This window comes from Pseudomonas sp. M1, from assembly GCF_022760135.1.
In the GTDB taxonomy this organism is placed as follows: domain Bacteria; phylum Pseudomonadota; class Gammaproteobacteria; order Pseudomonadales; family Pseudomonadaceae; genus Pseudomonas; species Pseudomonas citronellolis.
Genome location: NZ_CP094343.1, coordinates 5,200,595 through 5,225,748, shown reverse-complemented (window position 1 = coordinate 5,225,748; position 25,154 = coordinate 5,200,595). Strand labels below are relative to the sequence as shown.

Sequence of the window (25,154 nt, the reverse complement as noted above, 5' to 3'; positions counted from 1 at the left end):
ATGTCCGAGGGCAACCGCCGCCTGTTACCCACGATCAGTTCCAACCGCCTGGTGCTGCTGTTTTCCCTGGCCCTGGTGCTGTTCTACAACCTCGCCACCTGGAAGGCCCTGGACGGTCTGGTGCCGTTGCAGGGGGCGTATCGCATCGCCTTCTTCGCCTCCTTCGGCGTCTTCCTCTGGGCCGCCTTCAGCCTGCTGCTGACCCTGGTGTCGTTCCGCCCGCTGCTCAAGCCGGCGCTGACCCTGGTGGCGCTGTGCTCGGCCGCCGCCGCCTATTTCATGAACAGCTACGGCATCGCCATCGACACGGTGATGGTGCAGAACGTCTTCGAGACCAACCCGGGCGAGGCCGAGGCGCTGTTCAGCGGCAGGCTGGTGGCCTACCTGCTGCTGCTCGGGGCGCTGCCGTCGGCGCTGGTCTGGGCGCTGCCGGTGGCCTACAAGCCGTTCCTGCGCGGGCTGCTGAACAAGGTGCTGGTGGTGTTCGCCTGCGTGGCCGCAGTGGCGGTGATGGTGGGTAGCTTCTATTCCACCTATGCGCCGATCTTCCGCGAGGAAGACAAGCTGACCCACTTCATCAACCCGACCAACTACATCTACGCCGTGAGCAAGTACGGCAAGCAGCGCCTGGGCATCAAGAAGGCCGACCTGGTGGTGCAGAAGATCGGCGAGGACGCGGTGCAGAGCGCCAAGGCCGCGCAGCGGGCGAAGAAGTCGCTGTTCGTCTTCGTCGTCGGCGAGACCGCGCGGGCCGACCACTTCTCGCTCAACGGCTACGCCCGCGAAACCAACCCGGAGCTGGCGAAGCTGGATATCCTCAACTTCACCCAGGTGCATTCCTGCGGGACTTCCACCGCGGTGTCGGTGCCCTGCATGTTCTCCAGGTTCCCCCGCGAGGACTACAGCGACAAGAAGGGCAAGACCTACGAGAGCCTGCTGGACGTGCTGCAGCGCGCCGGCCTGCAGGTGCTCTGGCTGGACAACAACAGCGACTGCAAGGGCACCTGCCTGCGCGTGCCGCACCGCGACATCCCGAAGAACCAGCCCGGGCCGTTCTGCGATGGCAACCGCTGCCTGGACGAGGCCCTGCTGCAGGACCTGCAGGCGTACATCGACGGCCTGAAGGACAACGCCATCATCGTCCTGCACGCCGACGGCAGCCACGGCCCGGAGTACTACGACCGCTACCCGGCGGACATGGAGCGCTTCAAGCCGGTGTGCCGCACCAACCAGTTGGGCAGCTGTTCGAAGGACGAGTTGGTGAACGTCTACGACAACACCATCCTCTACACCGATTTCTTCCTGTCGAAGGTCATCGAGCTGCTGAAGAAGAACAGCGACAGGTACGACACCTCGATGCTCTATGTCTCCGACCATGGCGAGTCGCTGGGCGAGAACGGCGTGTACCTGCACGCCGCGCCCTATGCCATCGCCCCGGCGGCGCAGACCCACGTGCCCATGGTGATGTGGTTCGGCCCCTCGACCCTGCGCGACCTGGGCATCGACCGCGGCTGCCTGGCCGGCAAGCGCGACGAGCAGGACCTGAGCCACGACAACCTGTTCCACTCGGTGCTCGGCCTGCTGGACGTGCGCACCAGCCTGTATCAGCCCGGCCTGGACATCTTCCACTCCTGCCGCGGCAACGCGGTGGCGGCGGGCGAATGACGCCGATGCCGTAGCCTTCCGCTTTTCCTACAGGGGCGCTTCAGGCGAAAAAAAGGCCGTACGGGTCATCCCGCACGGCCTTTTTCATAGGGGTTGGACTTACTTGTCGCGGACCAGCAGCACCGGGCGGTTGCTGACGCGCAGCAGGCCCTCGGCCACGCTGCCCAGCATCAGCCGGCGCACGCCGCGGCGGCCATGGGTGCCCATGACGATCACGTCGGCCTTGGCGTCCTCGGCCTCCAGCTCGATACGCTCGGCGACTTCCTCGCTGGCACGCTCCTGGCACACACGGTCGAACTTCGCCTTGACCTTGTCGCCGACCTGCTCGCGGGCCTTGGCCAGCACGTCGTCGGCGGCCTTCAGCGCGGCTTCGCGCAGCGGCTCGGGGTTGTAGTAGACGGCATAGTCGGGCAGGTGGCGCAGCGGGCTATCGACGATGGTGATGACGCGCAGCTCGCCGCCAGTCAGTTGCGCCAGCTTGACCGCCTCGCCCAGCGCGCGGTCGGAAACCGGGCTGCCGTCCACTGCTACCAGAATGCGCTCGTACATGATGTATCCCTCAATGAGTGGCTTGGTGGGAAAACTCTAGCTCTCCCCGGGGTGGATTCCCTTGCGCAGCGTCAATAGTAGACCGTGAGGGCGGATGTGCCGGCGGTGGGAGGGGAATGCCTGAGTTGTAGGAGCGCGGGCCCTGCCCGCGATTTCGCGCGCAGGGCGCGCTCCTACAGGGGAATGGCGCGGGTGGGGCAGCGTAGGAGCGGATCTCATCCGCGAATCGCGCCGGGACGTCCGGTTATCGCGGACAAGGTCCGCTCCTACGGGGGACGCCATGCCTCATGGTGAGTTGTAGGGCCCTGCCCGCGATTCGCGCGCAGGGCGCGCTCTTACAGGGGAATGGCGCGGGTGGGGCGGCGTAGGAGCGGATCTCATCCGCGAATCGCGCCGGGACGTCCGGTTATCGCGGACAAGGTCCGCTACGGGGGAGGCATACCGCGCTTCCCGGCAACCTGTAGGAGCGGGCCCTGCCCGCGATTTCGCGCGCAGGGCGCGCTCCTACAGGGGAATGGCGTGGGTGGGGCAGCGTAGGAGATCTCATCCGCGAATCGCGCCGGTTCGTCCGGCTATCGCGGACAAGGTCCTACGGGGAGGCATGCCGTGCTTCCCGGCGACCTGTAGGAGCGGGCCCTGCCCGCGATTTCGCGCGCAGGGCGCGCTCCTACATGGGAATGGCGGGGGTGGGGAAGCCCGTAGGATGGGTTGAGCGAAGCGATACCCATCGCCATGGCAGCATGGGTTTCGCAAGCTCAACCCATCCTACGAAGAGCACCTCGGCGCAGCCGGCAAGACAGTTGCTCCTACGGGGTGACGCCAATTGGGCGGGCATGAAAAAGGCCGCCGCGGTTTCCCGGGGCGGCCTCCTTGGCGTGGCGCGGATCAGCCGGCGACCAGCACGCGGATCGCCTCCAGGCGCAGCGAGGCCTTGTCCAGCAGGGCGACGCTCTCGTCGCGCTGGGTGCGCAGGGCTTCCAGCTCGCTGTCGCGCACGCTGGGGTTGACCTGCTTGAGCGCGGTCAGGCGCGCCAGTTCCTCGTCCAGGCTCGCCACCAGTTGCTGACGGGCCTTCTCCACGCGCTCGGCGTGGCGCGGGGCGATCTTGGCCTCGCCGATGGCGAACTGCTTGGCCAGCACGTCGCGCTGGGCCTGGACGAACTTGTTGGCGCTGGCGCGCGGCACGCTTTCCAGCTGCTCGTGCAGCGTCTCGAAGGCCACCCGGGCGGCCAGGTCGTTGCCGTTGGCGTCGAGCAGGCAGCGCAGCGCCACCGGCGGCAGGAAGCGCCCCAGCTGCAGTTTGCGCGGGGCCACCGCCTCGCTGACGAAGAGCATCTCCAGCAGCACGGTGCCGGGCTTGAGCGCCTTGTTCTTGATGATCGCCACCGAGGTGTTGCCCAGCGAGCCGGACAGCACCAGGTCCATGCCGCCCTGCACCATGGGGTGTTCCCAGGTGAGGAACTGCATGTCCTCGCGGGCCAGGGCCTGGGCGCGGTCGTAGGTGACGGTCACGCCCTCGTCGTCGCCCAGGGGGAAGCTGGCGTCGAGCATCTTCTCGCTGGGCTTGAGGATCAGCGCGTTCTCGGAGTGGTCCTCGCTGTCGATGCCGTAGGTGTCGAACAGCTTCTCCATGTAGATCGGCAGGGCGAACTGGTCGTCCTGTTCCTCGATCGCTTCCACCAGCGCCTCGCCCTCGCCGGCGCCGCCGGAGTTCAGCTCCAGCAGGCGGTCGCGGCCGCTGTGCATTTCCGCTTCCAGGGCCAGGCGCGCGGCCTGGCCTTCTTCGAGCAGGGCGGCGAAAGCGTCGTCGCCGCCGCCTTCGAGCAGTTCCACCAGGCGTGGGCCGAAGCGGTGCTGCAGGGCGTTGCCGGTGGGGCAGGTGGCGAGGAAGGCGTTGAGCGCCTGGTGGTACCACTGGAACAGGCGTTCCTGCGGGCTGTTCTCCAGGTGCGGCACGTGGATCTGGATGGTGTGCCGCTGGCCGATGCGGTCCAGGCGGCCGATGCGCTGTTCCAGCTGGTCCGGGTGGGCCGGCAGGTCGAACAGCACCAGATGGTGGGCGAACTGGAAGTTGCGGCCCTCGCTGCCGATTTCCGAGCAGATCAGCACCTGGGCGCCGAATTCCTCGTCGGCGAAGTAGGCTGCGGCGCGGTCGCGCTCGAGGATGCTCATGCCCTCGTGGAACACCGTGGCCGGGATGCCCGAGCGCAGGCGCAGGGCGTCTTCCAGGTCCAGGGCGGTCTCGGCGTGGGCGCAGATCACCAGCACCTTGAACTGCTTGAGCATCTTCAGGGTGTCGATCAGCCATTCCACGCGGGGGTCGAAGCGCCACCAGCGGGCGTTCTCGTCGGTGTTGTCGTCGACTTGCGCCTGGAAGCTCACTTCCGGGTACAGGTCCGGGTGTTCGCCGACCGGCAGTTCCATGTACTCCACCGGGTTGGGCAGCGGGTAGCTGTGCAGCTGGCGCTCGGGGAAGCCCTGCACCGCGGCGCGGGTGTTGCGGAACAGCACGCGGCCGGTGCCGTGGCGGTCCAGCAGTTCGCGGATCAGGCGCGCGCGGGCATCGTCGTCGCCGCCCTCGACGGCAGCCAGCAGCTCGTCGCCGGCTGCGCCGAGGAAGCCATGGATGGCCTCGCGCGCGGCGGGGGACAGGCGGCCGTGGTCGATCAGTTCCTGCACCGCCTCGGCGACCGGGCGGTACTGGCTGCTCTCGCGGCGGAAGGCCTCCAGGTCATGGAAGCGGTCCGGGTCGAGCAGGCGCAGGCGCGCGAAGTGGCTGTCCAGGCCCAGCTGTTCCGGGGTGGCGGTGAGCAGCAGCACGCCGGGGATGATCTGCGCCAGGGTTTCCACCAACTGGTACTCGCGGCTGGCCTGCTCCGGGTGCCAGACCAGATGGTGGGCCTCGTCGACCACCAGCAGGTCCCAGCCGGCGGCGCACAGGGCGTCCTGGGCGCGCTCGTCGGCGCGGATCCACTCCAGGGCCACCAGGGCCAGTTGGCTGTCCTCGAAGGGGTTGCTGGCGTCGCTCTCGGCGAAGCGCTCGCGGTCGAACAGCGCCACCTCCAGGTTGAAGCGCCGGCGCATCTCCACCAGCCACTGGTGCTGCAGGTTCTCCGGCACCAGGATGAGCACGCGGCTGGCGCGCCCGGAGAGCAGCTGGCGGTGGATCACCAGGCCCGCCTCGATGGTCTTGCCCAGGCCCACTTCGTCGGCCAGCAGCACGCGCGGGGCGATGCGGTCGGCGACCTCGCGGGCGATGTGCAACTGGTGCGCGATGGGCTGGGCGCGGGCGCCGCCCAGGCCCCAGAGGGAGGATTGCAGCAGGCGGGTGCGGTGTTCCAGGGTGTGGTAGCGCAGGGCGAACCAGGGCATCGGGTCGATCTGCCCGGCGAACAGGCGGTCGCTGGCCAGGCGGAACTGGATGAAGTTGGACAGCTGGGTTTCCGGGAGTATCTTGGCGTCGTTGTGCGAGTTGATGCCGTGGTAGACCAGCAGGCCGTCGACTTCCTCGACCTCGCGGACGGTCATCTTCCAGCCTTCGAAGTGCGTCACCTCGTCGCCCGGGGCGAAGCGCACGCGGGTCAGCGGGGCGTTGCGTTCTGCGTACTGGCGGGTATCCCCGGTGGCCGGATAGAGCACGGTGAGCAGCCGTCCGTCGAGCGCCAGGATGGTGCCCAGCCCCAATTCTGCTTCACTGTCGCTGATCCAGCGTTGACCCGGTTGATACTGCGCCATGGACACCTCCCGCAAAAAGCCGGCTATGGTAACGGAACACGCGGCTTTCAGCGACGCCCGTTCGCACGCAGCGGCCGGGTGGCATCGCCGCTTCGGGGGGCGATGGGCCTGCGCCGGCTCCGCGCCGCCGGCCAGGACCGGGATGGATGCGGATTGTTCCGTGAAGTGTAGCGACGGCCCCGGCGCCTGCCGCCGCCAGCCGACAACCTGAAGCCCGCGAGGAGCCAGCGACAGCCATGATCCCGCCGATCCCCAGCGACGTACTGCCGGTCACCGCGCAGCAGGACCCGGCGCGCTCGCGCCCGGATGTCGCCCCGGTGGCGCCGGTGGTTCCTGCCACGGGCGATGCCGCCGTGGGCCTGGAGCGCCGCCCGGCGGAAATGACGCCGGAGGAAGAGTACCCGCAGCACCAGCGGCGCCGGCAGCAGGCGCAGGGCGAGGAGGCTGAGCCCGAGGCGTCGGAGGAGCCCGCCGACGACGGCCTGGGCGAGGCGCCGCGCAAGGGCGTGTGGATCGACATCGAGGTCTGAGCGTGCCGCGTAGTAAGCTGTTCTTTCCGACCTGCCTCCCGTCACCGCCATGCTCTTCGCCGACGCGCCCATCCACCTCGAACACGCCGAGCTGCGCCTGATCCCGCATTGGTGCGATGAAGCCTGCGCCACGGCCTGGTTCGCCGAGCTGGTCGAGCACACTCCCTGGGAGCGGCCCAGCGTGCACCTGCACGGCCGCGACTACCCGGTGCCGCGCCTGCTGGCCTGGTACGGCGACGCCGAGGCCAGCTACCGCTATTCCGGCCTGGTCCACCGGCCGCTGCCGTGGACGCCGCTGCTGGCGGAAATCCGCGAGCGCGTGCACGCCGAGGTCGGCCAGCGCCTGAACGGCGTGCTGCTCAACTATTACCGCGACGGCCAGGATTCCATGGGCTGGCACAGCGACGACGAGCCGGAGCTGGGCCGCAACCCGCTGGTGGCCTCGCTGAACCTCGGCGGCACGCGGCGCTTCGACCTGCGCCGCAAGGGCCGCGCGGCCATCGAACACTCCCTGCAACTGGATTCCGGCAGCCTGCTGGTCATGTCCGGCGCAACGCAGCATTATTGGCAGCATCAGGTGGCCAAGACGCGGCGCCCGGTCGCCCCCCGCCTGAACCTGACCTTCCGCCTGGTGCATGCCTGATCATGAGCAACGACGACAAGCTGATCGACTTCAACGCCGAGCGCGACAAGCGCATCCACGACGTCCACGAGAAGCGCCTGCAGGAAGTGCGCAAGGCCTTCGAGCAGGCCCTGCCGCTGGGCAAGGCACGCAAGAAGGGCAAGGGCAAGCCGAAGAAGCGCTGAATCCGCTCCGCCCGTTCCGAACATCCCGCCAGAAGTCGCCCCGCGCGGCCATGCACCGCATCCCAACCCGCCCCGAACTTGATCTGGATCAGTTATCCGAAGCCCCGTGAACCGGGGCTTTGCGGCCATTGATCCAGGTCAATATCGCGCCCCCGGCCGACGCTAACCTGAGCCCATCTTCAAAACGCACAGGGAATCAGGAGGCCAGCATCATGTTCATCGACGAAGTGGTTCTCGCCGGCATTGTCACCGTTGGTCTGATGGTCCTGTTCTGCGGTGGAGTCGGATATTTCATCTGGAAGGACAGCCACAAGAAGGGCTGATCGCCTTCCCGATCACAGAGCACGCAAGGCACTTGGGGCGACTTCGGTCGCCCGTTTTTTTGCCTGCGATTTTTCATGGGGCCGGGTAGGGCAGGAGAAACGCCATCGTAGGATGGGTTGAGCGAAGCGATACCCATCGCCACGACCGCATGGGTTTCGCAAGCTCAACCCATCCTACGAAAAGCATCTCGGCGCAGTCGGCTACGACTGGAGAGTAGGGCGCATAACCGTTCGCGGTTATCCGCCGATACGCCGGGGCCTCGGTCGATGCCAAGGTTGGCCCCGAAGGTGCCGGAGACCAGGGCCAGGCGGCGGATAACGCCCTAGGCGTTATGCGCCCTACGGTTGGCCAATGAAAAACGCCGCTTTCCCCGGGGAAAGCGGCGTTTTTTTGTGGGCGCGGATCAGCCGATGGTGATCGGCGGCAGCGCCGGCAGTTCGATGTCCAGCTTCTGCTTCGGCGCCAGCACCTCGGCTTCGCCTTCCACCACCGCCTCGCCGTTCTGGTTGAGCACGCGGGTGCCGATGCGCACGCGGTTCTTCGGCAGTTTTTCCAGCACTTCCAGTTCCACGTCGAGCACGTCGCCGATCTTCACCGGGCGGGTGAAGCGCAGGCTTTGGCCCAGGTAGATGGTGCCCGGGCCGGGCAGGGTGGTGGCGATCGCCGCGCTGATCAGCGCGCCGCTGAGCATGCCGTGGGCGATGCGCTCCTTGAACAGGGTGGTGGCGGCGTAGTCGGCGTCCAGGTGGACCGGGTTGCGGTCGCCGGAGACTTCGGCGAAGAGCTGGATGTCGCGCTCGCCGACCGGGCGCTGGAAGCTGGCCTTCTGCCCGACTTCGAGCTCGGCGTAGGGAACGTTCTGCACCTGGGTCATGGCTTTTCCTCGTGGTTCGCGCCTTGGCCTGCGGAAAGGACTCCGTCCAGCCAGGCGATCAGGTTGCGGGTGACCTCGTCGCGGTTGGTCTCGTTGAACAACTCGTGGCGGGCCTCGGGGTAGATCTGCGTCTGCACGTCGCGCAGCCCGGCGCGGCCCAGCGCCGCGGCCAGGTCGCGCAGGCGCCTGCCCTGGCTGACCGGGTCGCGTTCGCCGCCGATGATCAGCAGCGGCAGGGCCTTGTCGATGCGCGCCAGGTGCTGCACCGGGGTGATGTCCTCCAGGCCGCCGAGCAGGTCCAGCCACAGCTGGTTGCTGCAGCGGAAGCCGCACAGCGGGTCGCTGATGTACTTGTCCACCTCGCGGGTGTCGCGGCTGAGCCAGTCGAACTCGGTGCGGTTGGGCTTGAAGGCCTTGTTGAACGAGCCGAAGGAGAGGAACTCGATCAGCGCGCTGCGCCCCAGCGGGCCCTGGCGCCAGCGCTCGAAGCGGGCCACCAGGCGCGCGGCGCGGTACAGCGCTATCGGCTGGTAGTTGGAGCCGGAGAGCACCGCGCCTTGCAGCGTGGCGCTGTGCTGCAGCAGGTAGGCGGTGGCGATGTAGCTGCCCATGCTGTGGCCGAGCAGGACCACCGGCAGGCCGGGGTGCTGTTCGCGCGCGTGGCGGTTGAGGCTGAGCAGGTCGCCCACCACCTTGCCCCAGCCGCCCTGGTCGGCGTAGTGGCCCAGGTCGCCGTGCTCGGCGGTGCGGCCGTGGCCGCGCTGGTCGATGGCCAGCAGCGACCAGCCGGCGGCGTTCAGCGCCTCGCCCAGGCGGGCGTAGCGCCCTGCGTGCTCGGCCATGCCGTGGGAGAGCATCACCACGCCCTTGGCTGCGTCTGCGGTCCAATGGTGGGTGTACAGCGGGGTCTGGTCGCTGGCGGTCAGCCAGTAGGCGGCGTACGGCATGGGCAATCCTTGTGCCGGCTCGGGGTGGCGGCATTCTAGCAGTGCCCGGCGCCGCGCAGCATCCCGCCAGCGGTGGCGCAAGATTCACGAAGTAAATGGGAATGGCCGAACTATTTGCGCTGCACCGGGCAACTGCTACTTTGCGACGGATGCCCCTGCGCCGGATGCCCGAGGGAGCCGGCCGGGAACAGCCTTGCAGGTAATAAAGAGGACAACAGCCAATGCAAGCGGAATTCTGGAACGACAAACGTCCCGCCGGCGTGCCCAGCCAGCTCGACCTGGGCGCCTACAAATCGGTGGTGGAAGTGTTCGAGCGCTCCTGCAAGCGCTTCGCCGACCGCCCGGTGTTCAGCAACATGGGCGTGACCCTCACCTACGCCGAGCTGGACCGCCTGTCCGCCGCCTTCGCCGCCTACCTGCAGCGCAACACCGACCTCAAGCCCGGCGAGCGCATCGCCGTGCAGATGCCCAACATCCTGCAATACCCCATCGCCGTGTTCGGCGCCCTGCGCGCCGGCCTGGTGGTGGTCAACACCAACCCGCTGTACACCGCCCGCGAGATGCGCCACCAGTTCAAGGACTCGGGCGCGCGGGCGCTGGTCTACGTCAACCTGTTCGGCAAGCTGGTGCAGGAAGTGCTGCCGGACACCGGCATCGAATACCTGATCGAGGCGCAGATGGGCGACCTGCAGCCGGCACTCAAGGGCCTGCTGGTCAACGCCGCGGTCAAGCACGTGAAGAAGATGGTCCCGGACTACCGGCTGCCCCAGGCGGTGCCCTTCAAGGAGGTGCTGCGCCAGGGCCGCGGCCATGCGCTGCAGCCGGTCAAGGTCGGCCTGGAGGACCTTGCCGTGCTGCAGTACACCGGCGGCACCACCGGCGTGGCCAAGGGCGCCATGCTCACCCACGGCAACCTGGTGGCGAACATGCTGCAGGTGGACGCCTGCCTGTCGCAGCACGGCCCCGACGGCCGCCCGCTGATGAACGAGGGCGGCGAGGTGATGATCGCGCCGCTGCCGCTGTACCACATCTATGCCTTCACCGCGAATTGCATGTGCATGATGCACAACGGCAACCACAACGTGCTGATCAGCAACCCGCGGGACATCCCCGGCTTCATCAAGGAGCTGAAGAAGTGGCGCTTCTCCTCGCTGCTGGGGCTGAACACCCTGTTCGTGGCGCTGATGGAGCACCCGGAGTTCAAGGACCTGGACTTCTCCAACCTCAAGGTCACCAACTCCGGCGGCACCGCGCTGGTCTCGGCCACCGCCGAGCGCTGGAAGGCCGCCACCGGCTGCACCGTGGTCGAGGGCTACGGCCTCACCGAGACCTCGCCGGTGGTCAGCACCAACCCCTACGGCGAGCTGGCGCGCCTGGGCACCGTGGGCATCCCGGTGCCGGGCACCGCGCTGAAGGTGATCGACGACGAGGGCAACGAGCAGCCCCTGGGCGAACGCGGCGAGCTGTGCGTGAAGGGCCCGCAGGTGATGAAGGGCTACTGGCAGCGCCCGGAGGCCACCGAGGAGGTGCTGGACGCCGAGGGCTGGCTGCGCACCGGCGACATCGCGGTGATCGACGCGGACGGTTTCGTGCGCATCGTCGACCGCAAGAAGGACCTGATCATCGTCTCCGGCTTCAACGTCTACCCCAACGAGATCGAGGACGTGGTCATGGCCCACCCGAAGGTGGCCAACTGCGCCGCGGTCGGGGTGCCGGACGAACGTTCCGGCGAGGCCGTCAAACTCTTCGTCGTGGCCCGTGAGCCGGGTCTGACGGTGGAGGAGCTGAAGGCCTACTGCAAGGAGAACTTCACCGGCTACAAGGTGCCCAAGCAGATCGTCCTCAAGGAGGCCCTGCCGATGACCCCGGTGGGCAAGATCCTCCGCCGCGAGCTGCGCGAAAGCGCCTGACCGCATCAGCCCTCGCAACCCTCCGAACGGAGGCTGGTCCGCCGACCCGCCTCCGTTTTTTTCGTCTCGCTTTCCCCGGCAGTGTCTTTGTCAGACAATCCAACAAGGCCGCAGCCCTTCTGGCACGGGCTTTTCCGACCGATGGGCGGGTTGTGACCGATTTACCTGCTCTTGGTCATTTTTATGACTGGGTAGGCTGTGTTTGGTGCTGGTCGGGTTTTGGCAAAGCTGTTAATCTCGGCCCGCTTTTCGCTCCCCGACACGGGGAAAGCGGCACAAACACAACAAAGAACCGCGTACGCGGTAAAGATAAGCTGTTGCTTAGGAGTGGGCTTCCATGATCGACAATTTCTGGAAGGACAAATACCCAGCAGGTATCGCTGCCGAGATCAATGCCGACCAGTACCCGAACATCCTCGCGGTGCTCAAGGAGTCCTGCCAACGCTTTGCCAACAAGCCTGCCTTCAGCAACCTTGGCAAGACCCTGACCTACGGCGACCTGTACCGCCTCTCCGGTGATTTCGCCGCCTACCTGCAGAACGACACCGACCTGCAGCCGGGCGACCGCATCGCGGTGCAGCTGCCCAACGTCCTGCAATATCCCATCGTGGTGTTCGGCGCCATGCGCGCCGGCCTCATCGTGGTCAACACCAACCCGCTGTACACCGCGCGGGAGATGGAACACCAGTTCAACGACTCCGGCGCCAAGGCGCTGGTGTGCCTGGCCAACATGGCCCACCTGGCCGAGGAAGTGCTGCCGCGCACCGGCATCCGCCACGTGCTCATCACCGAGGTCGCCGACCTGCTGCCGCCGCTCAAGCGCCTGCTGATCAACGCGGTGGTCAAGTACGTCAAGAAGATGGTCCCGGCCTACCACATCGGCAACGCCGTCAAGCTCAACGACGCCCTGGCCAAGGGCCGCGGCAAGAGCGTGCGCGAGTCCTCACCGAAGAGCGACGACGTGGCCGTGCTGCAGTACACCGGCGGCACCACCGGGGTGGCCAAGGGCGCCATGCTGACGCACCGCAACCTGGTGGCCAACATGCTGCAGTGCAAGGCACTGATGGGCGCCAACCTCAACGAGGGCTGCGAGATCCTCATCGCGCCGCTGCCGCTGTACCACATCTACGCCTTCACCTTCCATTGCATGGCGATGATGCTCACCGGCAACCACAACATCCTGGTGACCAACCCGCGCGACCTGAACGCCTTCTCCAAGGAACTGGCGCAGTGGAAGTTCACCGGCTTCGTCGGCCTGAACACCCTGTTCGTCGGCCTGTGCAACAACGAGGCGTTCCGCAAGCTGGACTTCTCCAGCCTGAAGCTGACGCTCTCCGGCGGCATGGCCCTGCAACAGGCCGCGGCCGAGCGCTGGAAGGAAGTCACCGGCTGCTCCATCTGCGAAGGCTACGGCATGACCGAGACCAGCCCGGTGGTGTCGGTGAACCCGTTCCAGAACATCCAGATCGGCACCATCGGCATCCCGGTCCCGTCGACCCTGTGCAAGGTCGTCGACGACGCCGGCAACGAGCTGCCCCTGGGCGAGCGCGGTGAGCTGTGCGTCAAGGGCCCGCAGGTGATGAAGGGCTACTGGCAGCGCCAGGAGGCCACCGACGAGATCCTCGACAAGGACGGCTGGCTGCGCACCGGCGACGTGGCGATCATCCAGGAAGACGGCTACATGCGCATCGTCGACCGCAAGAAGGACATGATCCTGGTCAGCGGCTTCAACGTGTACCCCAACGAGCTGGAAGACGTCCTCGCCACCCTGCCGGGCGTGCTGCAGTGCGCCGCCATCGGCGTGCCGGACGAGCGTTCCGGCGAGGTGATCAAGGTGTTCGTGGTGCCGCGCCCGGGCGTGACCCTGACCAAGGAGCAGGTGGTCAAGCACATGCACGACAACCTGACCGGCTACAAGCGTCCGAAGTACGTGGAATTCCGCGAGAGCCTGCCGACCACCAACGTCGGCAAGATCCTCCGTCGCGAATTGCGCGACCAGGAGCTAAAGAAGGCTCAGGCCTGAGCCGATAACAAGAAACCCGCCCCACGGCGGGTTTTTTGATGCCGTTGCCCCTGCCTATGGAGGCTGCCACCGTGATTCCCTCCCTGCGCCTGCGCGCCAAGGTCCTGAGCCTGGCGCTACTCCCGATCCTGATCCTCACCCTGGTGCTCTGCGCCGTGACCCTGGTGGCGCTGCAGCGGCTGTCCGGCCAGCAGGAAGAACAGATCCGCCAGAGCCTGATCGAAGACCGCCAGGTCCAGCTCAAGCAGTTCGTCGACGTCGCCCTGGCGGCGGTCGGCCCGCAGTACCAGGCCGCGGCCGAAGGCGATGCGGCGGCGCGCGAGGCCGGGGTGGCGCTGCTCAAGCGCCTGGCCTACGGCAACGGCGGCTACTTCTGGGGCTACGACACCCGCTCGGTGCGCGTCTTCCAGGGCACCAGCGAAGAGCGCATCGGCGAAGACTTCAGTAGCTTCCGCGACCCCAACGGCGTCTACGCCATCCGCGAGCTGGTGCGCGCCGGCCAGGACGACAGCCACTACGTGCACTACAGCTTCACCCGCCCGGGCAACAGCGCCATCGTGCCGAAGATCGGCTACGCCCAGTACCTGCCGAAGTGGAACCTGGTGTTCGGCACCTCGCTGAACCTGGACGACATCGAGGAAGACGTGGCCAAGGCCCGCGAGCAGCTGCACGGGCAGATCAACAGCCTGCTGACGCTGATGATCGGCTCGGCCCTGGCGCTGCTGGTGATCATCGCCCTGGTGGCGGTGCCCACCGGCAACGCCATCGTCCGCCCGCTGCTGCGGATCAAGGCCAACCTCGACGACATGGCCGCCGGCGACGGCAACCTGACCCACCGCCTGCCGGTGGAAAGCCGCGACGAACTGGGCGAGCTGGCGCAGTCGTTCAACCGCTTCGTCGAGAAGATCCACACCCTGGTGCAGCAGGTGGCCGGCACCACCGGGCAACTGTCCGGGCTGGTCGGCAACGTCGCCCAGCAGGCGCAGCGCTCGGAGCAGGCGATGGCCGGCCAGCGCAGCGAGACCGACCAGGTGGCCACGGCGATCAACGAGATGACCGCCGCCGCCCAGGAAGTGGCGCGCAGCGCCCAGCGCGCCGCCGACGCCGCCCGCGACACCGACCGCGAGGGCCAGGCGGCCAAGCGCGAGGTGGACCTGTGCGTGGCGCAGATCAACGACCTGGCCGGCGAGGTGAGCAGCAGCAGCGAGGCCCTGGACACCCTCAGCCAGGACGTGCGCGGCATCGTCGGCGTGCTGGAAGTGATCCGCTCCATCGCCGAGCAGACCAACCTGCTGGCGCTCAACGCCGCCATCGAGGCGGCCCGCGCCGGCGAGGCCGGGCGCGGCTTCGCGGTTGTCGCCGACGAAGTGCGCGCGCTGGCCAGCCGCACCCAGCAGAGCACCGGCGAGATCCAGCAGATGATCGACCGCCTGCAGGCCACTACCGCCGGCTCCGTGCAGGCCATGCAGCGCGCCAGCGAGATGGCCGGGCGCACCCGCAGCCAGGCCGACCAGGCCGGGCAGTCGCTGGACGCCATGGCCAACCTGATCGGCACCATCAACTCGATGAACGCGCAGATCGCCAGCGCCGCCGAGGAACAGACCGCGGTGGCTGAGGAGATCAACCGCAGCGTGCACCAGATCGCCGACGGCGTGGACCGGGTGGCCGAGGACGCCGTGCAGGGCGCGCGCACCGCCAGCGAGCTGAGCGGCCTGGGCGAGCGCCTGCGCCAGCTGGTCGGCCAGTTCCGCATCTGATTCGCGCCTGAAACCCCGCCGCCATGCACTGGGCGTGGCGACGCGGGGCGTTACTCTGCGACAATCCCGTCTTTGCCCCTTTCCGGAAGCGGCCGCCGCCAGGCGCGCGGCCGCCTTTCGCACAGACGCCAGCGCAGCCGATGACCGACGTAACGCCCAGCCCCGAACAGCTCCTGCAACGCCTCGACCACGCGTTGATCCGCGACCGCCACCGCCTGCGCCGGCAGTTCCACGAACTGCGCAAGCACCCCGACGACGGCAAGCTGGCGCAGTGGGTGGAGCGCTTCCAGGCCTCCTGCGCCAAGGTCGAGGCGCGCCGCGCCAGCGTCCCGGCGATCCGCTACGACGACAGCCTGCCGATTGCCGCCAAGCGCGACGAGATCAAGGCCGCGCTGCTGAAGAGCCAGGTGGTGGTGATCGCCGGCGAGACCGGCTCGGGCAAGACCACCCAGCTGCCGAAGATCTGCCTGGAACTGGGCCGCGGCAGCCACGGCCTGATCGGCCACACCCAGCCGCGCCGCCTGGCCGCGCGCAGCGTCGCCACGCGGGTGGCCGAGGAGATCGGCACGCCGCTGGGTTCGCTGGTGGGCTACCAGGTGCGCTTCGAAGACCAGAGCGACGACAGCACCCTGGTCAAGCTGATGACCGACGGCATCCTGCTGGCCGAGACCCAGCACGACCGCTACCTGGAGCGCTACGACACCATCATCGTCGACGAGGCCCACGAGCGCAGCCTGAACATCGACTTCCTGCTCGGCTTCCTCAAGACCCTGCTGCCGCGCCGGCCGGACCTGAAGCTGATCATCACCTCGGCGACCATCGACCTGGAGCGTTTCTCCAAGCACTTCGGCGATGCGCCTATCGTCGAGGTTTCCGGGCGCACCTACCCGGTGGAAACCTGGTACCGCCCGCTGGCCGCCGAAGTGGACGAGGACGGCGAGGCGCTGTTCGACGACCTCTCGGTGGACGAGGGCATCCTCCGCGCCCTGGACGAAATCGCCGCCCACGAGCGCGAAGTCGGCAAGCGTCCCGGCGACGTGCTGGTGTTCCTCCCCGGCGAGCGGGAAATCCGCGACGCCGCGGACATGCTGCGCAAGGCCAACCTGCGCCACACCGAGGTGCTGCCGTTGTACGCGCGGCTGACCCCGGCGGAGCAGCAGAAGATCTTCGCGCCCATGCCGGGGCGCAAGATAGTGCTGGCCACCAACGTCGCCGAGACCTCGCTGACGGTGCCGGGCATCCGCTACGTGATCGACAGCGGCACCGCGCGCATCAGCCGCTACAGCTACCGCGCCAAGGTCCAGCGGCTGCCCATCGAGGCCATCTCCCAGGCCAGCGCCAACCAGCGCAAGGGCCGCTGCGGGCGGGTCGAGCCGGGCATCTGCGTGCGCCTGTACAGCGAGGAGGATTTCAACGGCCGGCCGGCCTTCACCGACCCGGAAATCCTCCGTACCAACCTGGCGGCGGTGATCCTGCAGATGCTCCACCTGCGCCTGGGCGACATCGAGGCCTTCCCCTTCATCGAGCCGCCGGACGGCAAGGCGATCAAGGACGGCTTCACCCTGCTGCAGGAACTCTCGGCGGTGAACCGCGAGGGCCAGCTGACCCCGCTGGGCCGCCAGCTGGCGCGCCTGCCGGTGGACCCGCGGCTGGGCCGCATGCTGCTGGAGGCGGCCCACCAGGGCAGCCTGAACGAAGTGCTGACGGTGGCCAGCGCGCTCTCCGTGCAGGACCCGCGCGAACGCCCGATCGAACGCCAGCAGGCCGCCGACCAGGCCCATGCCCAGTGGAAGGACCCGGATTCCGACTTCGCCGCGCTGATCAACCTCTGGCGCGGCTTCGAGGAGCAGCGCCAGGCCCTGGGCTCCAACGCCCTGCGCGCCTGGTGCCGGAAGAACTTCCTGAATTACCTGCGCCTGCGCGAATGGCGCGATGCGCACCGCCAGCTCACCCTGATCTGCCGCGAACTCAAACTCCCCTTCGGCAAGCCGGAAGGCTCTCGTAGGAGCGAGGGGGGCGCCTCAGCCATTGCTCGCGAACAACCCAACGCTGCGAAACCCCAGGCCGGCAAAGACGCGAAGAGCGTTCGCGAGCAAGCTCGCTCCTACAAAGACGGGGAGCAGCCCAAGCGCGACATCGACTACGCCGCCGTGCACAAGGCCATCCTCTCCGGCCTGCTCAGCCAGATCGGCCAGAAGTCCGAGGACGGCGACTACCTGGGCGCGCGTCAGCGGCGTTTCTGGGTCCACCCCTCCAGCGTGATCGGGCGCAAGAAGCCGCAGTGGATCATGGCCGCCGAACTGGTGGAGACCACCAAGCTGTTCGCCCGCATGGTCGCCAGGATCGAGCCGGACTGGCTGGAGCCCCTGGCCGGCCACCTGGTGAAGAAGAACCACCTGGAACCGCACTGGGAGAAGAAGCGCGGCCAGGTGGTGGCCTACGAGCAGGTGACCCTCTACGGGCTGATCGTCGTCGGCCGCCGCGCCGTGCACTACGGCCCCATCGACCCGCCGGTGGCTCGCGAGCTGTTCATCCGCGAGGCCCTGGTGCGCGGCGAGATCAACAGCCGCGCCAGGTGCCTTGCCGCCAACCGCCAGTTGCTGGAGAAGCTCGACGAACTGGAGGCCAAGGCGCGCCGCCGCGACATCCTCGCCGACGAGGAAACCCTGTTCGCCTACTACGACGCGCGTCTGCCGGCGGACATCTACCAGACCGCCAGCTTCGAGAAGTGGTACGAGCGCGAGCACAAGCAGCAGCCCGACCTGCTGATCATGCGCGAGGAAGACGTGCTGGCCCGCGACGCCAGCGAAGTCACCGCCGGCCTCTATCCGGACCGCCTGCGCCTGGGCGAGCTGCAGTTGCCGCTGAGCTACCACTTCGAGCCGGGCCACCCGCGCGACGGCGTGACCCTGCGGGTACCGGCGCCGCTGCTGCCGCAACTGCCCGCCGAGCGCCTGGAATGGCTGGTGCCGGGCCTGCTGGAAGCCAAGTGCGTGGCCCTGGTGCGCAACCTGCCCAAGGCCATCCGCAAGAACTTCGTGCCGGTGCCGGACTTCGTCCGCGCCGCCATCGGCAAGATGACCTTTGCCGAAGGCGCGCTGCCCGAGGCCCTGGGCCGCGAGCTGCAACGCATGACCGGCAACCGCGTGGCCGAGGAAGCCTGGGCCGAGGCCGAAACCCAGGTGGAAAGCCACCTGCGCATGAACATCGAAGTGGTGGACGCCCGCGGCAAGTTCCTCGGCGAAGGCCGCGACCTTGCCGAACTCACCGCGCGCTTCGCCGAAGCCAGCCAGGCCGCCCTGGCCATTCCCCAGGCCGACAAGCCGCAGAAGCCGGTGGAAGCCAAGGGCTTCGCCGAAGTGGCGGAAAAGGCCCAGCAGAAGATCGCCGGGCTGTCGATGACGGTCTACCCGGCGCTGGTGGAAGAGGGCGGGGTGGTCAAGGAAAACCGCTTCCCCACCCAGGCCGAGGCCGAGTACCAGCACCGCCGCGCCCTGCAGCGCCTGCTGCTGCAGCAACTGGCCGAGCCGGCCAAGTTCCTGCGCGGCAAGCTGCTGGGGCAGACCGAGATGGGCCTGCTGTACCGCGAACTGGGCCGCGTCGAGGCGCTGGTGGAAGACATCCTCCTGGCCAGCCTGGACGCCTGCATCCTCGAAGGCGAGGCCAGCCTGCCCCGCGACGGCGCGGCCCTGGCTTCGCTGGCGGAGAAGAAACGCGGCGCCTGGACCGAACACGCCGAACGCATCGCCCGCCTGGTGCTGGACATCCTCAAGCTCTGGCACGGCCTGCAGAAGCGCTTCAAGGGCAAGGTCGACCTGGCCATGACGGTGCCGCTCAACGACGTGAAGGGGCAACTGGCCAACCTGGTCTACCCCGGCTTCGTCCGCGACACCCCGCTGGAATGGCTGAAGGAATACCCGCGCTACCTCAAGGCGGTGGAACAGCGCCTGGACAAGGTCGCCGGCCAGGTCCAGCGCGACCGCGTGTGGAGCGGCGAGATGGCCGGCTACTGGGACCAGTACAAGGCCCGCCAGGCCAAGCACGCCCAGGAAGGCAAGCGCGATCCGGAACTGGTGCTGTACCGCTGGATGCTGGAGGAGTACCGCGTGTCGCTGTTCGCCCAGCAATTGGGGACGAAGGTGCCGGTGTCGGACAAGCGGCTGGGCAAGCAGTGGAGCCAGGTCGAGGCCTGACGCCGGGCTGGTTGCTTTTGGTAGGAGCGGACTCTGTCCGCGATGGGCCGAGCCTGCGCACAGAACATCGCGGATAAGCGAGCATGGCTTTTCGTAGGATGGTGTTGAGCGAAGCGATACCCATCACCGCAACCGCATGGGTATCGCAAGCTCAATCCATCCTACGAAAAGCGCCTCGGCGCGGCCGGCAAGACAGTCGCCCCTACAGGCGTACCGCTCAACCCCGCTGCGGAATCCCCAACCCCCGCTGCACCGCCGGCCGCGCCAGGAACGCCTCCAGCACCCGCTTCACATTGCCGAAGCGCTCGAACTGCACCAGGTCGCCCGCCTCGTAGAAGCCCACCAGGTTGCGCACCCAGGGGAAGATGGCGATGTCGGCGATGCCGTACTCCTGCCCCATCACCCAGTCGCGCCCTTCCAGGCGCTGGTCGAGCACGCCGAGCAACCGCCGGGACTCCTCCACATAGCGATTCAGCGGCCGCTTGTCCTCGATCTCGCGGCCGGCGAATTTATTGAAGAAGCCCAACTGGCCGAACATCGGGCCGATGCCGCCCATCTGGAACATCAGCCACTGGATCGCCTCGTAGCGCCGCGCCGGGTCCTTGGGCAGCAACTGGCCGGTCTTGTCGGCCAGGTAGATGAGGATGGCGCCGGACTCGAACAGCGCCAGCGGCTGGCCGCCGGGGCCGTTGGGGTCGAGGATGGCGGGAATCTTGTTGTTCGGGTTCAGCGAGAGGAATTCCGGGCTGAACTGGTCGTTGCGCTCGAAGCTGACCAGGTGCGGCTCGTAGGCCAGGCCGGTTTCCTCCAGCATGATCGAGACCTTCACCCCGTTGGGCGTGGGCAGCGAGTACAGCTGCAGGACGTCGGGGCGGGTGGCGGGCCATTTGCGGGTGATCGGGAAGTCGGCGAGCGAAGGCATGGGAACTCCGGTCTGAAAGTCGAACGCCCAGCATACGCCGCCGATCGCGCAGGGGGGAGGTGCCAGCGGCGCCGCGAGCCGGTATGGTGCCGTCTCCGATCCACCGCTCAAGGACAGCGCCATGAGCCTGCAAGGCACCTATGACCCGCAGAACATCTTCGCCCAGATCATTCGCGGCGACGCCCCCTGCTACAAGCTGTACGAGGACGACGACGTGCTCGCCTTCCTCGACCTCTTCCCGCAGTCCCACGGCCATGCGCTGGTGGTGCCCAAGCGCAGCGCCGCGCGCAACATCCTCGAAGTCGACGCCGATGCGCTGTGCAAGGTGATGGGCGTGGTGCAGCGCCTGACCCGCGCGATAGTCGAGGAACTCAACCCCGACGGCGTGCAGGTGGCCCAGTTCAACGGCGCGCCCGCCGGGCAGACGGTGTTCCATATCCACGTGCACATAGTGCCGCGCTACGCCGGCCAGGGCCTGGGCATCCACGCCGTGCAGAAGGCCGACCCGGCCGAGCTGGAGCAGCTGCAGGCGCGCCTGGTGCGACGCATCAACGGGTAAGCCGGGGAAGGGCGGGGCCGTGGCCCCGCCCGGGCGTCAACGCTGGGCCGGGAGGATGTCGAAGCCTTTGTTGGCGTCGCTGAGGATGCGGAACTGCGCGGTCTCGCCGGCGGCGAGGTCCACCAGCAGTTCGCGGCGCAGCAGGCCCTTGCTGCACAGGCCCTCGCCCTGTTCGTCGGCGCCGATGCCGACGATGTGCTGGCCGGGCGGCAGCTGGAAGCTGGCGGTCTCGCCCACGGCGATGCGCGCGGCCAACTGGCGGTCGATCTTGAAGGCGACCATGCAGCCGCCGCCGAGGAAGCCCAGGTCGCGCTCGACCTCGACTCTGGCGCCGCCCTGGGCCTCCTGCTGGAAGCCCAGCAAACGGTCGGCGGGCACCGGGCCGGTTTCCCTGGCCTGGTAGGACGAGCAGCCGGCCAGGGCCAGCAGGGACAGCGAAGCGATCAATGCGCGCATGGGCGCCCTCCGTGGTTGGGGTTCCTCGAAGGCTAGCGCAGCGGCGATGAAGCTGCCGTGAATTCACGGCGTTGGTCGCCATGCTTGCACCGTCCGGCGGGCGACGACCGGCTGTGCTGCCGGGCGGGCGGACTGGCTAGACTCCATCCACGCGGATGGGCGGTCGTTTCGTCCAGCGCTCCGCCATGCCTGGCGGGGCCAGGGAAAGGTAGCCATGCACGACAAGGCCAAAGCCAATGCGCCGGGGGAGCCGGCAGCCAGCACCAGCGGACTGGACCTGGCCGACCAGCGTCTGCTGATGCGCCTGATCTTCTTCTGCACCGGGCTGACCCTGGGAATCTTCTCGGTGCTCCAGTGCCTCAACGGCAACTACCTGCTGGCGGGCCTGGAGGCGCTGGTCTGCGCGCTGCTGCTGTGGGCCACCTCGCGCCTGGCGCGGGTGCGCGACCTGACGCCGTGGATCTACGCCTACCTGCTGCCCACCTTCTGCTTCCTGGTCTACATCATCATCATGCCGCAGGCCTCGGCCACGGCCTTCGTCTGGCTCTACCTGATGCCGGTGATGGCCTACCTGCTGCTGGGCGCGTGGCGCGGCTTCCTGCTCTCGGTGCCCTTCGTCGGCGTGGCCGCGCTGCTCTACCTGCGCCAGCACCCGCTGCGCCTGGACGCCCCGGGGATGATCGACCTGGGCAACGCCATCCTCTGCGGCCTGCTGATCATGGCCTTCGTGCACATCTACGAAACCCGCCGCGCCCAGGCCCAGCAGTTGCTGCAGCGCCTGGCGCTGAGCGACGCGCTGACCGGCGTGGCCAGCCGCGAGGCGTTCCAGCGCGCGGTGCTGCGTTGCCTGGAGGATTCCCACGGCAACGGCCAGCGCTGGGTGCTGGTGCTGCTGGACGTGGACCACTTCAAGGACGTCAACGACCGCTGGGGCCACGACGCCGGCGACAAGGCCCTGCAGTACCTCTGCGCCCGGCTGCGCCTGCACCTGCGCGCCGGCGACATGATCGGCCGCCTGGGCGGCGAGGAGTTCGCCCTGCTGCTGCGCAACACCGTCCGCTTCGACGCCGCCCCGCTGGTGGAGCGCCTGCGCACGGACCTGGCGGCCAACCCGCTGCTGTACCGCGGCCATGTCATCCCGCTGTCGGCCACCTTCGGCCTGGCCGAGTGGCCGGTGGACGGCGACGACGCCGAGGCCCTGTACCGTTGCTGCGACCACCGCCTGTACCGCGGCAAGGCCCAGGGGCGCAACCGCCTGGTCTGCAGCGACGGCTAGGCCGTGGCCGGGCGCGGCGCCCAGGCCTGCTTCAGGCGCCGGCCCAGGCGCAGTTCCACCCATTCGTAGCTCAGCCAAGACAGCAGCAGGATAGCCGGCAGGCACAGCGCCAGCGTCTGGTACGGGCCCAGGCCCAGGCGCTGGTGCAGCCAGTAGCTGGCCAGCCACAGCACTATCACGTGGACCAGGTACACCGAATAGCTCCAGTCGCCCAGCGCCTTGAGCGGGCGGCAGCCGGCGAACCATGGCTCCAGCGCCACGCAGGCGGCCACCAGCGCCGCGCTGGGCAGGCCCCAGGTCAGCGGGCGCCAGGGATGGTCGGCGGGGAAGTGCAGCAGCACCAGCACCGCGCCCAGCGCCAGGGGCAGTGCCAGCGATGCCCGCAGGCGCAGCAGGCCGCGGCGGTACAGCTCGGCCAGCAGCAGGCCGAAGAGGAATTCGCAGACGATGGGGTTGCGGTAGAAATTGCTCAGCCACGGCGCCTTCGCCAGCACGCCGCTGACCAGCGCCAGCAACGCGCCCACCAGCCAGGGGCGCCAGCGTTCGCCCACGGCGAAGGAGAGGGCGAACAGCAGGTAGAAAAGCATCTCGAAGTTCAGCGTCCAGCCCACCGGCAGTATCGGGTAGAAGCCGAAGCCGCCGGGGTTCTGGCTGGGCAGGAAGAGCAGCGACAGCAGCAGCTGCGGCAGGGCCACGCCGTAGACCGGCATCAGGTTGCCGAAGGCGTAGAGGATCAGCGCGGTGATGGCGGTGTACAGCCAGTAGGCCGGGGCGATGCGCGCCAGCCGCTGGGCCAGGAAGGTCAGGCCGGGCACCTGGCGCCCGGCGCAGGACAGCTGGATGACGAAACCGCTGAGGACGAAGAAGATGTCCACCCCGACCTGGCCGCGGGTGGACAGCAGGCGCCCGCCGAGGCTGTCGGCGCGAAAATCGAAGAACACCTGCATGAAGTGATGGAACACCACCAGCCAGGCGGCCAGGGCCCGCAGCGCCTGAAGGGAAACCAGCATCGCTACCTCTGTGCTTGCCAATGAAAAGGGGCGCCGGCGGGCGCCCCTTTCCTCGACAGCGGTTTTCCCGCCGGGGTTCAGCGCACCTGCCCGGTGGCATGCGGGTATTCGCCCCAAGGGCATTTGCGCAAGAGCGCAGGGCGCTTCCGCCAACTCGCCCGGATGGCCTGGCTATCGAGGCTTTCGGGAATTTCAATCACCGGCCGGTACAAGGTCTGTATGCTGGAAAACTGCGCCGCGGTAGCGGCATTTGCCGACGATTTGCCGCATAATCGGCGGTTATTCGAGCGCCGCGCAGCGCCGTCGCCGTTGGGCGGTGGAAGATGCCGGCGCGCCACCTTCGATGGCACACTGCCTGGTCATCAGGCCGTGCCCTCAGGCCCATGCGGGCCGAACCCCTTTTGCAGTGCCGGCCCGCGGGCGGGCACATCGATGCCTAACCATGCTGCCGGGGCCGGCAGCCAGATTGAGAAGAGGATTGACCGTGCATAAAGTCGTCATCAGCGGAACCGGTCTCTATACCCCGCCGTTCAGCATCTCCAACGATGAACTGGTGGAGTCCTTCAATGCCTACGTCCGCCAGTACAACGACCAGCACGCCGAAGCCATCGCCAAGGGCGAGCTGGAAGCGCTGAGCGAATCCAGCTCGGCGTTCATCGAGAAGGCCTCCGGCATCAAGAGCCGCTTCGTGGTCGACAAGCAAGGCATCCTCGACCCGCAGCGCATGGTCCCGCGCATCCCCGAGCGCAGCAACGACGACTGGGGCATCCTCTGCGAGATGGCCGTGCACGCCGCCAAGGAGGCGCTGCACCGGGCCGGCCGCAGCGCGGCGGACATCGACGGCGTCATCGTCGCCTGCTCCAACCTGCAGCGCGCCTACCCGGCGGTGGCCATCGAGGTCCAGGCCGCCCTCGGCATCCAGGGCTTCGGCTTCGACATGAACGTCGCCTGCTCCTCGGCCACCTTCGGCCTGCAGGCCGCGGCCAACGCCGTGCAACTGGGCCAGGCCCGCGCCATCCTGATGGTCAACCCGGAAATCTGCACCGGCCACCTGAATTTCCGCGACCGCGACAGCCACTTCATCTTCGGCGACGCGGCCACCGCGGTGATCGTCGAGCGCGCCGACCAGGCCATCGGCAAGCAGCAGTTCGACATCGTCAGCACCAAGCTGCTGACGCAGTTCTCCAACAACATCCGCAACAACTTCGGCTTCCTCAACCGCGCCGCGGAAGAGGGCATCGGCCAGCGCGACAAGCTGTTCGTCCAGGAAGGCCGCAAGGTGTTCAAGGACGTCTGCCCGATGGTCGCCGAGCTGATCGGCGAGCACCTGGCGCAGAACGACATCCCGGTCGGCGACGTCAAGCGCTTCTGGCTGCACCAGGCCAACCTCAACATGAACCTGCTGATCACCCGCAAGCTGCTCGGCCGCGACGCCGAGGCCCACGAGGCGCCGGTGATCCTCGACACCTATGCCAACACCAGCTCGGCCGGCTCGGTGATCGCCCTGCACAAGTACCACGAGGACCTGCCCGCCGGTTCCATCGGCGTGCTCAGCTCCTTCGGCGCCGGCTACTCCATCGGCAGCGTGATCCTGCGCAAGCGCTGACCGGGTGGGCG

General features: G+C 67.9%; 19 protein-coding genes. 12 read left to right on the top strand and 7 right to left on the bottom strand.

From position 1 onward, the window contains the following. The gene (locus tag PM1_RS22940; RefSeq protein ID WP_009620621.1) at positions 1-1,665 is read left to right on the top strand and encodes a phosphoethanolamine transferase; all 1,665 of its coding nucleotides are present in this window, start codon (positions 1-3) and stop codon (positions 1,663-1,665) included. A 99-nt stretch (positions 1,666-1,764) separates the two neighbouring features. On the opposite strand, the gene PM1_RS22935 is transcribed toward PM1_RS22940, so the two are convergent. Then, the gene (locus PM1_RS22935) at positions 1,765-2,214 is read right to left on the bottom strand and encodes a universal stress protein (protein WP_009620619.1); all 450 of its coding nucleotides are present in this window, start codon (positions 2,212-2,214) and stop codon (positions 1,765-1,767) included. An 885-nt stretch (positions 2,215-3,099) separates the two neighbouring features. Continuing rightward, positions 3,100-5,955, bottom strand: a complete 2,856-nt coding sequence (gene rapA, locus PM1_RS22930; RefSeq protein ID WP_173427885.1) for an RNA polymerase-associated protein RapA — start codon at positions 5,953-5,955, stop codon at positions 3,100-3,102. Positions 5,956-6,185: 230 nt separating this feature from the next. Between rapA and PM1_RS22925 the strand changes: the two genes are divergently transcribed. The 4 genes from PM1_RS22925 to ccoM all read left to right on the top strand — a co-directional run bounded on the left by PM1_RS22925 (position 6,186) and on the right by ccoM (position 7,609). Then, positions 6,186-6,479 carry a hypothetical protein gene (locus PM1_RS22925; RefSeq protein ID WP_009618529.1) on the top strand — a complete coding sequence of 98 codons (294 nt, stop codon included), beginning with the start codon at positions 6,186-6,188 and terminating at the stop codon, positions 6,477-6,479. 49 nt (positions 6,480-6,528) lie between these two features. Further along, positions 6,529-7,122, top strand: coding sequence for an alpha-ketoglutarate-dependent dioxygenase AlkB family protein (locus PM1_RS22920; RefSeq protein ID WP_009618527.1), 594 nt, complete (start codon positions 6,529-6,531; stop codon positions 7,120-7,122). Positions 7,123-7,124: 2 nt separating this feature from the next. Next, positions 7,125-7,286 (top strand): hypothetical protein, encoded by a 162-nt coding sequence (locus PM1_RS22915; protein ID WP_009618525.1) that lies wholly within the window; start codon positions 7,125-7,127, stop codon positions 7,284-7,286. 212 nt (positions 7,287-7,498) lie between these two features. Beyond that, the gene (gene ccoM, locus PM1_RS31240; RefSeq protein WP_009618523.1) at positions 7,499-7,609 is read left to right on the top strand and encodes a cytochrome c oxidase subunit CcoM; all 111 of its coding nucleotides are present in this window, start codon (positions 7,499-7,501) and stop codon (positions 7,607-7,609) included. Positions 7,610-8,013: 404 nt separating this feature from the next. On the opposite strand, the gene PM1_RS22910 is transcribed toward ccoM, so the two are convergent. Beyond that, positions 8,014-8,484 (bottom strand): MaoC family dehydratase, encoded by a 471-nt coding sequence (locus PM1_RS22910; RefSeq protein WP_009618521.1) that lies wholly within the window; start codon positions 8,482-8,484, stop codon positions 8,014-8,016. Further along, positions 8,481-9,431, bottom strand: a complete 951-nt coding sequence (locus PM1_RS22905) for an alpha/beta hydrolase (RefSeq protein WP_009618519.1) — start codon at positions 9,429-9,431, stop codon at positions 8,481-8,483. The genes PM1_RS22910 and PM1_RS22905 overlap by 4 nt, the downstream gene beginning before the upstream one ends. A 221-nt stretch (positions 9,432-9,652) precedes the next feature. Between PM1_RS22905 and fadD2 the strand changes: the two genes are divergently transcribed. The 4 genes from fadD2 (at position 9,653) to hrpA (ending at position 19,314) form a co-directional block, all read left to right on the top strand. Beyond that, the gene (gene fadD2, locus PM1_RS22900; RefSeq protein ID WP_009618517.1) at positions 9,653-11,341 is read left to right on the top strand and encodes a long-chain-fatty-acid--CoA ligase FadD2; all 1,689 of its coding nucleotides are present in this window, start codon (positions 9,653-9,655) and stop codon (positions 11,339-11,341) included. A 337-nt stretch (positions 11,342-11,678) separates the two neighbouring features. Continuing rightward, positions 11,679-13,364: a long-chain-fatty-acid--CoA ligase FadD1 gene (fadD1, locus tag PM1_RS22895; RefSeq protein WP_009618515.1), complete on the top strand. Its 1,686-nt coding sequence runs from the start codon at positions 11,679-11,681 to the stop codon at positions 13,362-13,364. 71 nt (positions 13,365-13,435) lie between these two features. Then, on the top strand, positions 13,436-15,121 hold the full coding sequence (locus PM1_RS22890) for a methyl-accepting chemotaxis protein (RefSeq protein ID WP_024128223.1): 1,686 nt from the start codon (positions 13,436-13,438) through the stop codon (positions 15,119-15,121). A gap of 140 nt (positions 15,122-15,261) precedes the next feature. Continuing rightward, positions 15,262-19,314, top strand: a complete 4,053-nt coding sequence (gene hrpA, locus PM1_RS22885) for an ATP-dependent RNA helicase HrpA (RefSeq protein WP_009618511.1) — start codon at positions 15,262-15,264, stop codon at positions 19,312-19,314. A 217-nt stretch (positions 19,315-19,531) separates the two neighbouring features. Here hrpA and PM1_RS22880 read toward each other — a convergent pair whose 3' ends face one another. Continuing rightward, positions 19,532-20,236, bottom strand: a complete 705-nt coding sequence (locus PM1_RS22880) for a glutathione S-transferase N-terminal domain-containing protein (RefSeq protein ID WP_009618510.1) — start codon at positions 20,234-20,236, stop codon at positions 19,532-19,534. A 121-nt stretch (positions 20,237-20,357) separates the two neighbouring features. Here PM1_RS22880 and PM1_RS22875 point away from each other — a divergent pair, with 121 nt between their 5' ends. Next, positions 20,358-20,795 carry an HIT family protein gene (locus PM1_RS22875; RefSeq protein WP_009618509.1) on the top strand — a complete coding sequence of 146 codons (438 nt, stop codon included), beginning with the start codon at positions 20,358-20,360 and terminating at the stop codon, positions 20,793-20,795. A 36-nt stretch (positions 20,796-20,831) separates the two neighbouring features. Here the strand turns inward: PM1_RS22875 and PM1_RS22870 are convergent, their stop codons facing one another. Beyond that, the gene (locus tag PM1_RS22870) at positions 20,832-21,251 is read right to left on the bottom strand and encodes a 3-isopropylmalate dehydratase large subunit (RefSeq protein WP_009618508.1); all 420 of its coding nucleotides are present in this window, start codon (positions 21,249-21,251) and stop codon (positions 20,832-20,834) included. A gap of 214 nt (positions 21,252-21,465) precedes the next feature. On the opposite strand from PM1_RS22870, the gene PM1_RS22865 reads away from it, so the two are divergent. Further along, entirely contained in the window at positions 21,466-22,527 is a 1,062-nt protein-coding gene (locus PM1_RS22865) for a GGDEF domain-containing protein (protein WP_009618507.1), read from the top strand. Here PM1_RS22865 and PM1_RS22860 read toward each other — a convergent pair. After that, entirely contained in the window at positions 22,524-23,537 is a 1,014-nt protein-coding gene (locus PM1_RS22860; RefSeq protein ID WP_009618506.1) for an acyltransferase family protein, read from the bottom strand. The two genes, PM1_RS22865 and PM1_RS22860, sit on opposite strands and share 4 nt — an antisense overlap. Before the next feature lie 484 nt (positions 23,538-24,021). Here PM1_RS22860 and PM1_RS22855 point away from each other — a divergent pair, with 484 nt between their 5' ends. Then, on the top strand, positions 24,022-25,143 hold the full coding sequence (locus tag PM1_RS22855) for a beta-ketoacyl-ACP synthase III (RefSeq protein WP_009618505.1): 1,122 nt from the start codon (positions 24,022-24,024) through the stop codon (positions 25,141-25,143). Positions 25,144-25,154: the final 11 nt, after the last annotated feature.

What these genes read in the sequence shown, in the direction of transcription:
- PM1_RS22940 (WP_009620621.1), top strand. Translation starts at nt 1, where the DNA reads ATGTCCGAGGGCAACCGCCGCCTGTTACCCACGATCAGTTCCAACCGC.
- PM1_RS22935 (WP_009620619.1), bottom strand. Translation starts at nt 2,214, where the DNA reads ATGTACGAGCGCATTCTGGTAGCAGTGGACGGCAGCCCGGTTTCCGAC.
- PM1_RS22925 (WP_009618529.1), top strand. Translation starts at nt 6,186, where the DNA reads ATGATCCCGCCGATCCCCAGCGACGTACTGCCGGTCACCGCGCAGCAG.
- PM1_RS22920 (WP_009618527.1), top strand. Translation starts at nt 6,529, where the DNA reads ATGCTCTTCGCCGACGCGCCCATCCACCTCGAACACGCCGAGCTGCGC.
- PM1_RS22915 (WP_009618525.1), top strand. Translation starts at nt 7,125, where the DNA reads ATGAGCAACGACGACAAGCTGATCGACTTCAACGCCGAGCGCGACAAG.
- ccoM (WP_009618523.1), top strand. Translation starts at nt 7,499, where the DNA reads ATGTTCATCGACGAAGTGGTTCTCGCCGGCATTGTCACCGTTGGTCTG.
- PM1_RS22910 (WP_009618521.1), bottom strand. Translation starts at nt 8,484, where the DNA reads ATGACCCAGGTGCAGAACGTTCCCTACGCCGAGCTCGAAGTCGGGCAG.
- PM1_RS22905 (WP_009618519.1), bottom strand. Translation starts at nt 9,431, where the DNA reads ATGCCGTACGCCGCCTACTGGCTGACCGCCAGCGACCAGACCCCGCTG.
- fadD2 (WP_009618517.1), top strand. Translation starts at nt 9,653, where the DNA reads ATGCAAGCGGAATTCTGGAACGACAAACGTCCCGCCGGCGTGCCCAGC.
- fadD1 (WP_009618515.1), top strand. Translation starts at nt 11,679, where the DNA reads ATGATCGACAATTTCTGGAAGGACAAATACCCAGCAGGTATCGCTGCC.
- hrpA (WP_009618511.1), top strand. Translation starts at nt 15,262, where the DNA reads ATGACCGACGTAACGCCCAGCCCCGAACAGCTCCTGCAACGCCTCGAC.
- PM1_RS22880 (WP_009618510.1), bottom strand. Translation starts at nt 20,236, where the DNA reads ATGCCTTCGCTCGCCGACTTCCCGATCACCCGCAAATGGCCCGCCACC.
- PM1_RS22875 (WP_009618509.1), top strand. Translation starts at nt 20,358, where the DNA reads ATGAGCCTGCAAGGCACCTATGACCCGCAGAACATCTTCGCCCAGATC.
- PM1_RS22870 (WP_009618508.1), bottom strand. Translation starts at nt 21,251, where the DNA reads ATGCGCGCATTGATCGCTTCGCTGTCCCTGCTGGCCCTGGCCGGCTGC.
- PM1_RS22865 (WP_009618507.1), top strand. Translation starts at nt 21,466, where the DNA reads ATGCACGACAAGGCCAAAGCCAATGCGCCGGGGGAGCCGGCAGCCAGC.
- PM1_RS22860 (WP_009618506.1), bottom strand. Translation starts at nt 23,537, where the DNA reads ATGCTGGTTTCCCTTCAGGCGCTGCGGGCCCTGGCCGCCTGGCTGGTG.